7 protein-coding genes are annotated in these 9,919 nt (G+C 74.2%); 6 read left to right on the plus strand and 1 reads right to left on the minus strand.

The annotated features are described in order from the left end of the window. Window positions 1-105 precede the first annotated feature (105 nt). Window positions 106-1,764 carry an FAD-dependent oxidoreductase gene (locus ACZ6I1_RS29925; protein WP_469292022.1) on the plus strand — a complete coding sequence of 553 codons (1,659 nt, stop codon included), beginning with the start codon at window positions 106-108 and terminating at the stop codon, window positions 1,762-1,764. Window positions 1,765-1,779: 15 nt separating this feature from the next. Here ACZ6I1_RS29925 and ACZ6I1_RS29930 read toward each other — a convergent pair whose 3' ends face one another. After that, window positions 1,780-2,544, minus strand: coding sequence for a thioesterase II family protein (locus ACZ6I1_RS29930; protein WP_469292023.1), 765 nt, complete (start codon window positions 2,542-2,544; stop codon window positions 1,780-1,782). Window positions 2,545-2,981: 437 nt separating this feature from the next. On the opposite strand from ACZ6I1_RS29930, the gene ACZ6I1_RS29935 reads away from it, so the two are divergent. From ACZ6I1_RS29935 to metK, 5 genes are all read left to right on the plus strand, one after another. After that, window positions 2,982-3,974 (plus strand): aromatase/cyclase, encoded by a 993-nt coding sequence (locus ACZ6I1_RS29935; RefSeq protein WP_469292024.1) that lies wholly within the window; start codon window positions 2,982-2,984, stop codon window positions 3,972-3,974. A gap of 23 nt (window positions 3,975-3,997) precedes the next feature. Then, entirely contained in the window at window positions 3,998-5,767 is a 1,770-nt protein-coding gene (locus ACZ6I1_RS29940; RefSeq protein WP_469292025.1) for an acyl-CoA dehydrogenase, read from the plus strand. A gap of 35 nt (window positions 5,768-5,802) precedes the next feature. Beyond that, on the plus strand, window positions 5,803-6,642 hold the full coding sequence (locus tag ACZ6I1_RS29945; protein ID WP_469292026.1) for a 4'-phosphopantetheinyl transferase family protein: 840 nt from the start codon (window positions 5,803-5,805) through the stop codon (window positions 6,640-6,642). Window positions 6,643-6,751: 109 nt separating this feature from the next. Further along, window positions 6,752-8,947: a condensation domain-containing protein gene (locus tag ACZ6I1_RS29950; RefSeq protein ID WP_469292027.1), complete on the plus strand. Its 2,196-nt coding sequence runs from the start codon at window positions 6,752-6,754 to the stop codon at window positions 8,945-8,947. Window positions 8,948-9,059: 112 nt separating this feature from the next. Beyond that, the coding region (metK, locus tag ACZ6I1_RS29955; RefSeq protein WP_469292028.1) for a methionine adenosyltransferase at window positions 9,060-9,919 on the plus strand (860 nt) is incomplete at its 3' end.

The raw sequence follows: 9,919 nt of genomic DNA on the forward strand, positions 1-9,919 counted from the left end.
AGGAGTACAGCGCTCTGGCCGCGCCGCTGGCCGCGCTCGTCAAGTCCGAGCCGGGCACCTGGACCACGCTCCCCGACGGCGAGCGCCTCCAGGCGGACGGCACCTATGCCTGATCAGGCCCGGACCGGGCCCGACCAGGTCCTCGTCGTCGGCGCCGGCCCCGTCGGCCTGACGGCCGCCCACGAACTGGCCCGCAGGGGCCTGCGGGTGCGGCTGATCGACGGCGCCGACGGGCCCGCGCGCACCAGCCGCGCGGTGGCCGTGCACCCGCGCACCCTGGAGACCTTCGACCAGATGGGCGTCGCGGCGCCGGTGATCGAGGCCGGGCGCCACAACCGCGCCTTCACGATGTTCGCCCGCGGGCGCAAGCTGGTGCGGCTGGACGCCGACTACGCCTCCATGCCCACCCGGTACCCGTACACCGTCATCATCGAGCAGACCCGCACCGAGGCGGTGCTGCGCGAGGCCGTGGCCCGGCTCGGCGTCCGCGTCGAATGGGGCGTACGGCTCGGCGGCTTCACCCAGGACGCCTCCGGGGTGCGGGCCCGCCTCGAACGGGCCGACGGCACGCGGGAGGAGTACGAAGTCCCCTGGCTGGTGGGCTGCGACGGCGGCCACAGCACCGTCCGCAAACAGCTGGAGCTGCCGCTGCTCGGCGAGTCCAGCGAGACCTGGGAGCTGGCCGACGCGCCGGTGGAAACCGGCCTCCCCCAGGACACCATCTACTGGGTGCACACCGGCCGGCAGGCGATGATGATGGTGCCGTACAGCCGGGAAGGACACTGGCGGCTGCTGGACACCGCGCCCGCCGGCGACGCGGCGGGCAGCGTCTCGAGCCGCTTCGGCGCCAAGCTCAGCGCCGGGCTCGGACAGAGCGTGCGCGTGGGCGAACCGCAGTGGACCTCCGTCTTCACCTTCCAGCAGCGCATGGTCCCGCGCATGCACGAGGGCCGCTGCTTCGTGGCCGGTGACGCCGCCCACGTGCACAGCCCCGCCTCCGGCCAGGGCATGAACACCGGTGTGCAGGAGGCGTACAACCTGGCGTGGAAGCTCGCCCAGGTCGAGCAGGGATCGGCCGGGCGCCACCTGCTCGACACCTACGGCGAGGAGCGGGTACCGGTCGGCAAGGCGCTGCTCGGCAGCACCCGCACGGCCACCTTCCTCGTCCAGTTCAAGAACGTCATGGCCGGGCTGATGCTGCCGGTCGTCATGGGCGTCGTACGCAACGTCCCGCCACTGCGCCGCGCCATCCAGCGCAAGGTGCTCGGCGGCATGTCCGGGCTGCGCCTGGCCTACCCCGAGTCCTCGCTCACCACCCCGGACCCCGGCATCGGGACCCCGCCGGGCAGCCGTGCCTCGGCCGCCGCCGCCCGCTTCCCCGGCGACCCGGGCACCGACGCGCTCCAGGCGGAACTGCGCGACACCCGCTGGTCGTTGCTGTGCGCCGCGGGCGGCCCCGGCGCGGCCGCCGCCGCGGCGGCCGAAGCCGCCGCCGCGTACGGCACCTGGCTGTCGGTACGGACCGTCGGCGCGGCACCCGGGGACGGCCCCGGCCCGCTGGCCGACCCCGACGGCCGGCTGCGCCAGGTGCTGGGCCTGGTCCCCGGCGGCTGGGTGCTCATCCGGCCCGACGGGTACTTCGCCGCCAGCGGCGCCTCGCTGACCGGGGCGATCCTGCGCCGGGCCCTGGCCCCGCTGGGACCCGAGGCCGTACGCGTACCTCCCGCTGCCGTACGGGAACGCCGGCCCGCCGGCGCCCTCTGAACCGCCCCCCGGCGGTCAGACGGCGCCGGCGAGTGAGGCGGTCAGCCGGGCCGAGACGGTGCGCAGGACGGCGTCCGTGTGGTCGCTCAGGTAGAAGTGCCCGCCCGTGAAGACCTCCGAGTGGAAGCCGCCCGACGTGTGCTGCTGCCAGGCCAGCGCCTCCTCGACGGTGACCTTGGGGTCGGCGTCCCCGGTGAACGCCGTCACCGGGCAGCGCACCGCGGCTCCGGGGCGGTAGACGTGCGTCTCCACCGCCTTGTAGTCGGCGCGGATCGTCGGCAGCAGCATCGCCCGCATCTCCGGGTCGTCCAGCAGCTCGGAGCCCGCCGCCCGGTGGGACTTGATCTCGGCGACCAGCTCGGCGTCGCTCCTGTCGTGCCAGCGCTCGCCGCGGCTGACCGAGGGGGCGCGGCGCCCCGAGACGAACAGTTCGACGGGACCGTCCCCGCGCTCCTCGAGGCGCTGGACGACCTCGAAGCCGATGACGGCTCCCATGCTGTGCCCGAAGAGCGCGAGCGGCTTGTCCCGGTACGCCGAGAGCTCCTCGGCGATCCGGTCGGCGAGGGTGTTGACGTCCTCGATCAGCGGCTCCGTGCGCCGGTCCTGGCGGCCCGGATACTGCACGGCCAGCACCTCGACCGCGGGCGAAAGCGCCTGCGCCACGGGGAAGTAGAAGCTGGCGGAACCGCCCGCGTGCGGCAGGCACAGGAGGCGTACGGCCGCGTCGGGGGCGGGACTGAAGACGCGGAACCACTCCGGATCGCCGCTGGGCCCGTTCATCTGCATCTCCGCTCGCCGCTCTTGACAGTTCTTGATCACTCTTGATGACCGGGTTCCAGGGTGCAGGGCGGGGCGGCTGCGCGAAACCCCGGACCGGCTGCGGCGGCCGCCCCCTCGACAGGACCTCGACCGGACCTCCGGCGTGCCTCCGGCCGTCCGGGAAACCCTGTCGACCAGCGGGTGTCACCGAACCCGCCGTGATCCGTACGACCCGGCCCACCCCCGTCCCGGCCGTACGGTTCGCAGCGCCCGGCCGGCGCGCTGCACCAGATCCGAGGCCGTCGCCCCTCCTGACGAGGAGCGACGGCCTCGGTTCGGTTGTGCGGCGCGCCCGGGCAGCCGACCCTCGAGAGGCCCTGGAGAGGTCGAGAAGGATTCAAGCGGCTCTCCGGTGGATCTTGTCAATCTCGAGAGCCAGGGCGAGAGAGGTTGAGCCGATGACGGGTGAGCGAGTGCACCGCAGGACGTACGCGGTGGACGTGGCAGCGCCGGCAGGCGTGGTCTACGGGTTGATCGCGGACACCACCCAGTGGCCGCTGTTCGTGCCGCCGAGCATCCATGTCGAACGGCTCGACTTCGACGGGATCCGCGACCGGTTCCAGATGTGGGTCACCGCCAACGGAACGATCACCTCCTGGCTGTCGCGCCGCACCCTGGACGCGCAGGCCCACCGCATCGACTTCCACCAGGAGGTCCCGGCCGGGCCCGCCCTGTCCCTGGGCGGCCGCTGGACGGTCGAGGCGCACGGCGCCGCACGCTCCCGGCTGACGCTGGACCACGAGTTCACCGTCGCCGACGACCGGCCCGAGGACCTCGCCTGGGTGGAACGGGCGACGGACACCAACAGCCGGGCCGAGCTGACGCGCCTGAAGGAGACCGCCGAACGCTGGACCTCGCTGGACTCGCTGCTCCTGTCCTTCGAGGAGTCCGTACGCGTCAAGGGACCGGCCGAGCTCGTCTACGACTTCCTGTGCGGCATCGAGGACTGGCCGGGCCGGGTCCCGCACGTCGCGCGCGCCGAAGTCGCCGAGGACCAGCCGGGCGTGCAGGTGGTCCGCATGGACACCATCGCCGCGGACGCGGACGCGGACGCGGACGCGGCGGCCGGAACGGGCCCGGCGGTGCAGAGCACGGAAGAGGTCCGGATCTGCTTCCCGCACGCGCTGCGGATCGTCCACAAGCAGACCCGGACGCCGCTGCTGCTCGAAGCGCACACCGGGGAATGGTCGGTGATCCCCGACGAGACCGGTGTCACGGCCGTGGCCCGGCACACCGTGCTGCTGCGCGAGGAGGCCGTCCAGGCGGTACTCGGCCGGGGCGCCGGAACCGAGGACGCGCGCCGCCACGTACGCGAACTCCTCGGCGGGCAGAGCGCCACCGTCCTGGGCCTCGCCAAGCAGCACGCGGAATCCACCATCAGAACCCTCTGAACCGGGAGTTGATCAACGCCATCATGACCACCTCCCTGCACGCCCCGGACACCGCACCGGCCACGGCCGCCACCGCCCCCGCCTCCCACGAGGCGGCGGCGCTGCGCCGGGCCGCCCGGCTGGAGGCCCTCCTCGGCGCCCCCCACGACCCCGCCAACCCGCACGGCATCGCCGCACTGTGCGCCGCCGACTCCCGCGGGGAGCTCCCGGCCGCCACCGAACGGCTGCTGACCGGGACGGGACTGGCGGCCGAGTTCGTCCCCGCCGAGTTCGGCGGCCGCCTCACCCGCGCCGACCTGCTCGCCAAGGTGCTGCGCCCGGTCTTCCGCCGCGACCTGGCCCTCGGCTTCGGCTTCGGCATCACCTCGCTCTTCGCGAGCGCCGCGGTCTGGGCCGCCGGCACCCCACGCCAGCGCGAGCGGACCGCGGAGCTGCTGCTCGGCGGCGGACGGGCCTCGATCGTCCACCACGAACTCGCCCACGCCAACGCCATCCTGCGCGACGAACTCGTGGCCGCCCCGGACCCGCGCGGCGGCTACACCCTCGACGGCCGCAAGGACGTGATCATGAACGCGTCGCGGGCGGACGCGTACGTGGTCTACGCCCGCACCGCGGCCGAACGCGGCCCCCGCAGCCACTCCGTCCTGCTGCTGGACCCCGCCGAGCTGCCCGCCGAAGGCATCCGGCACCTGCCCCGCGTGCCCACCCCCGGCATGCGCGGCGGCATCTTCTCCGGCCTGGAGTTCACCGGCTGCCCGGTCCCCGAAGACGCCCTGGTCGGCAGCCCCGGCGAAGGCGTCTCCCTGGCCCTGCGCACCTTCCAGGTCAACCGCTGCCTCATCCCCGGCGTCGCCATCGCCGCCGCCGACACCGTGCTGCGCTCGGCCGTGCGCGCGGCCTCCACCGGACGCAGCACCCCCGTGGCCAAGCGCTGGCACAAGCCGCTCGCCGGGGTCTTCGCCGACCTCCTGGCCTGCGACAGCATGGCCACCGTCGCGCTGCGCTCGCTCAGCCTGCTGCCCGAGCGCGCCCACATCCTGGCCGCGGCCGTCAAGTACGTGGTGCCGGACCTGCTGCGCGAGAGCCTGGAGGAACTCGCCACCGTCCTGGGCGCGCACGGCTACGAACACGGCAGCCCGCAGTACGGGTCCGTCGACAAGCTGGTGCGGGACCTGCCGGTCGCGGGCCTCGGCCACGCCGGCACGGCCGCCTGCCACGCCGTCATCGTCCCGCAGCTGCGCAGCCTCGCCGAGCGTTCCTGGTTCCTCGCCGAGGAGCCGCCGCCCGAGCTGTTCCGCACCGGGGCGACCCTGCCCGTGCTCGACTACCGGCTGCTGGGCATCGCCAGCGGCGAGGACTTCCTGTCCGCCTCGCTCATCGGCTCGGCGGGGCGCCTCGCCGCGACCCGCGGCGTCGGCGGCCAGATGGCCGTCCTCAGCGACCTCGCCGAGGGCTTCGTGGGCGAACTGCGCGTGCTGCGCACCGAATGCGCGGCCCTGCCCGCCTCCCGCAGCGCCCTGACGGACCCCGCCGTCGTGATCCTCAGCGACCGGTACGCGATCGTGCAGGCCGCCGCCGCCGTCCTCGGCATCTGGGAGGGGCAGGACGGAACCGACGCCTTCCTCGCCGACCCGGCCTGGGCGGTCCTGGCGCTGTCCCGGCTCGCCGGGCGGCTGGGCATCGTCGTACCGGACCTGCCGGAGAGCTGTCTGCGCCAGGTCCTGGACGAACTCGTCCGCCGATACCGCGGCGGCCTCAGCTGTGATCTCGACGGCAGCGAGCTGACCCAGTGAGGGAGAACCGGGAGAATCAGAGAGGGAACCATTCCATGCCTCACCAGATCGCACGGGGAGAGCGGACCATCGCGCCGCCCATCCACGTCTCCGGGCCCGGCGGGCCCTGGCACACGGTGTGCGAGAACCTCGAACGCGACGGCAGCGCCGTCGTGTTCGCCACCTGGGGCGAATGGCTGACCGCAGCCCTCTCGGACTCCGAGCTGCGCCCGCTGCTCGGCCGCGACTGGCAGCGCTACCGGCGTACCGAGAACGCGGCGATGCGCTACTGCTTCGTCGCGTCCCGCATGGTCGTGAAGTACACGGCCGCCGCGGCCTTGAGGACGCAGCCCGCCGCGCTCGACCTCGCGTACAAGATCGGTGGACGGCCGTACATCCGCGGATTCGACCAGATCGACATCAGCCTGAGCCACACCGACGACCTGATCGTGGTCGGCGTCAGCAGGACGGGACGGATCGGTGTCGACACCGAATCCGCCCAGCGCAAGATCTCCTTCGAGCTGTTCCACGACCACATGTGCACCCCCGCGGAACACGCGGAGCTGACGCGCATGTCCCAGGACCGCCAGACCTCCGAGCTGCTGCGGCTGTGGACCCTGAAAGAGGCCTACACCAAGGCACTGGGGCAGGGACTGCGCCTGGGCTTCACCGAATTCGGCTTCGGTCTGGAGAGCGGTGACCTGCTCGCCCCCGACGGCTCCCCCGCCTCCCGCGGGGAATGGGCGTTCGCGACCTTCCCGGTGCTCGCCGACCGCTACCTGGTGAGCGTGGCCTGCCACGACACCGGGCTGGACGCCGCCCGCGACACCGCCGTCCACACCATGCTCGACGAGGGCTTCATGGGCGCGGTCGAGGAAGGCCTGGCGAGCGCGTGAAGCGGATGAGCAGGCCGTGTCAGCGCCGCGTCAGCGCCGCGTGGCCGTCACCCGCACACTGCGAGACCTTTCCATGCCCGTTTGACGCAGCCGACCGAGGAGGGAGCAGATGGCCGCGCCCGTGACGGTGATCGTCACTCCCGGCCCGCCGCCTTCGCTCGACCTCCACGGACCGCTCACGGACCGGGCCCTGGAGGCGGCGCTCGCGGCGCTGCCGCCGTGCACCCCGACGCTGCACCGGCACACGGAGACCCACCACACGCTCGAGGTGCCCCCGCCGCCGTTCCCCGCGGGCACCCTCGCGGACCTGCTGGCCGCGCCGTGCCCCGAGGACGCCGCGCCCGGCCGCGGCGCGGCCGGTCAGCCGGGGTCCGTCGCACCGAACGCCCCCGGCGCGGCCGGCGCGGCCGGTGCGCCGGAACCGGTCCCGGCCGCGGCCCCCGCCGCGCCGCTCCAGCGCGACGTGCTGCTCGACGCGCTGGCCCGGCCCGGCGCCGGGATGCACGTCGGGCAGGTGTACTGGCGCTGGCACGGCCCGCTGGACACCCCCCGGTTCACCGCGGCCTGGCAGTCGCTCGCCGACCGCGAAGCGGTGCTGCGCGCCGCCGTGGCCCGGCCCGTGCGCGACGCCGGCCCGCAAATCGCCGTCCATCCGTACGCCGCCGTGGAGATCCTGCGCCACCGGCACGACGCGACCGACTGGAACACCCTGCTGACGGCCGAGCGCGCCCGCTCCTTCGACCTGCGCCACCCCGGGCCGCTGCGCATCGCCCTGCTGGACGATCCGCCGTCCGGGGACGGCGGCGCCCGCTCCACCCGGATCCTGATCACCTATCACCAGGCGCTGCTGGACCAGCGCAGCATCCGCACCCTGCTCGGCGCCTTCTACCGGGCCTACCTCGCCGACGGCCGGGTGCCCGGCGGGGAGCGCCGCCCGGACGTACGGGACCACCTGCACTGGCTGCGCGCCCAGGACCTGGGACCCGCCCGCGCGTTCTGGTCGCGGGCCGCTCCCTCGCCCGACGCCGCGACCCTGCCGGCCCGGCCCGCCGCCCGCACCACCGGACGGCTCGGCCACGGCCGGACCCGGTACACGCTCACCGCCGCCGAGGCGGTGCGGCTGCGCGAATGGGCCGCCCAGTGGGGTGCGACCGAGAGCACCGCGCTGCACGCCGCCTGGGCCCTGCAGCTCTACCGGCCGGCCGCCGACCTCGATGCGGCGCCGCGCCCGGTCGCCTTCGCCGTCACCGTCTCGGGCCGCGGCATCTTCCTGGAGGGCGTCGAGACGCTGCCGGGCCCGCTGCGCAACCCGCTGCCCCTGCAACTCGTCGTCGATCCGGCGGCGACCGTGCCGCGGCTGCTCGCCGACCTGACCTCCCGGGCACTGGACGCCGCCGCCTACGAATGGGTGTCGGCCGGGCAGATCCAGGCCTGGTCGGGCACCTCCCCGGACGCGGGCCGGCTCACCGAATCCCTGATCGTGTTCGAGCCCCCGGCACGGCGCGAGAACGGCTACGGACAGAGCGCCTACCCCGGGGGCGCCCACGCTGAGTACGCCCACCCCGAGCACGCCCCCGAGTACGCCCACCCCGAGCACGCCCACCCCGAGCACACCCGCGGCGAGGACGCGTACCGCGAGGAACTCGCCGCCGAGGGCGTCCGGGTGGACCCGCCCGAGGCCGTCGGCCCGCTCACCGGTGTGCCCTTCACGCTGGCCGCGCAGCACCAGGCGGACGGCTCCCTCGTGCTGACCGCCGTACACGACCGGACCCGCTTCTCCGACAACGCGGCCGCGCTGATCCTGTCGCAGACCGCGGACCTGCTGCGCGAACTGCCCTTCTCCGCCGACGGGTTCACCACCGTCGCCCAGGCGCTCGGGCTGCTCTCCGGCGCCCGCGTGCCCCCGGTCACCATCCGTCCGACCGGCGCGCTGCGCCTGTTGCGCGAAGCCGCCCATCCGGGCGCCGGCACGATCTGCCTGATTCCGCCGCCGGGCGCGGCGCCGGACTGCTACGCCCGGCTCGCCGATCTCCACGAGGGCCCGGAGGCGCTGGCCACGGTGAGCGCTCCGGCGGACGCGGCGGACTTCCTGACCGGGCTGCGCCCCGCGCTCGCCACCGGGGAGCCCCTCGTCCTGGCCTGCTTCTCCGGCGCGGGCACCCTCGCCTGCGAGATCGCCGACCGGATCGCCGCCCACGGCTGGTACCCGCCGTTCGTCGTGATCGCGGGCTCCGCCGACGGCGGCCCGGAATCGGCCCGCGCCCTCACCCGGGCGCTCACCTCCGCGACCGCGAGGCCCGGATGAGCCTCTGACGTGCGGCCGCTGCCTGCCGACGCGGGCACGCGCACCCGTCCGTCCGCGGTCTACCACCGCCGCTCTGCCATGGGCCGAGCGTCCCCTCCCACCCTGGAGCACTATGTCCCGCCGACTGTTCACCTCCGAGTCCGTCACCGAAGGCCACCCCGACAAGATCGCCGACCAGATCAGCGACACGATCCTCGACGCGCTGCTCGCCCAGGACCCGACCTCCCGCGTCGCCGTCGAGACCCTCATCACCACGGGTCTCGTGCACATCGCCGGCGAGGTGACGACGAAGGCGTACGCGCCGATCCCGCAGCTCGTCCGCGACAAGATCCTCGAGATCGGCTACGACTCCTCCGCCAAGGGCTTCGACGGCGCGTCCTGCGGCGTCTCCGTCTCCATCGGCGCGCAGTCCCCCGACATTGCGCAGGGCGTCGACACCGCGTACGAGAGCCGGGTCGAGGGCGACGAGGACGAGCTGGACAAGCAGGGCGCCGGCGACCAGGGCCTGATGTTCGGCTACGCCACCGACGAGACCCCCGAGCTGATGCCGCTCCCCATCCACCTCGCGCACCGGCTCTCCCGCCGCCTGTCCGAGGTCCGCAAGAACGGCACGCTCCCGTACCTGCGCCCGGACGGCAAGACCCAGGTCACCATCGAGTACGACGGCGACACGGCGGTCCGCCTGGACACCGTGGTCGTCTCCTCGCAGCACGCCTCCGACATCGACCTGGAGGGCCTGCTGGCCCCCGACATCCAGGAGCACGTGGTCGAGTACGTGCTGGCGCAGCTGGCCGCGGACGGCATCAAGCTGGACACCGAGGGCTACCGGCTGCTGGTGAACCCGACCGGCCGCTTCGAGATCGGCGGTCCGATGGGCGACGCCGGCCTCACCGGCCGCAAGATCATCATCGACACGTACGGCGGCATGGCCCGCCACGGCGGCGGCGCCTTCTCCGGCAAGGACCCGTCGAA

Source organism: Streptomyces sp. NPDC046303, assembly GCF_055588085.1.